Annotated in this window: 1 protein-coding gene; it reads right to left on the reverse strand. The window is 46.4% G+C overall.

Going from position 1 to position 582, the window contains the following annotated elements; all coding sequences use genetic code 11:
* A partial coding sequence (locus L0P31_RS09255) for a DUF1542 domain-containing protein (protein ID WP_238096650.1) occupies nucleotides 1-582 on the reverse strand: 582 nt, incomplete at both ends.

The following is a 582-nucleotide window of genomic DNA, read 5'->3' on the forward strand; positions in this document are numbered from 1 at the left end:
TCTTAGCTTTCAGAGCTTCGTCGATAGCTTGCTTAGCTGCTGTCTTCGCTACTGGCGTTGGATTTACATTGTTTACTTCTGTTGTTCCGTTATCCTTAGCTTGGTCTACCGCTGCGTTTGTTGTTGCATTGTCGATCGCTTGTTTTGCTGCAGTTGCCTTATCTTGCGCTTCTTGCTTAGCTGCGGCTTTTTCTTCTGCTGTTAAATCGTTATTGGCATCAATTGCGTCGGTCTTAACTTTCAATGCATCATCGATAGCTTGTTTTGCCGCTGGCTTCGCTTGCGCTGTTGGATTTACTGAAGCTACACTTGCTGCCCCATCGTTTTTAGCTTGAGTTACTGCATCGTTTGTTGTTGCGTTGTCGATTGCAGTCTTCGCTGCGTCTGCTTTTGTTTTCGCGTCTTCCTTAGCTGCAGTTTTCTCTTCATCTGTTAAGTCTGTACGAGCGTCAATCGCGTCGTTCTTAGCTTTCAATGCATCGTCGATTGCTTGCTTAGCAGCTGGTTTTGCCACTGGCGTTGGAGTTACTGAAGCTACTGATGCCGTTCCTGCAGTCTTAGCTTGTTCCACTTCTGCGTTTG

The organism is Streptococcus mitis (assembly GCF_022137125.1).
GTDB lineage: Bacteria > Bacillota > Bacilli > Lactobacillales > Streptococcaceae > Streptococcus > Streptococcus mitis_CE.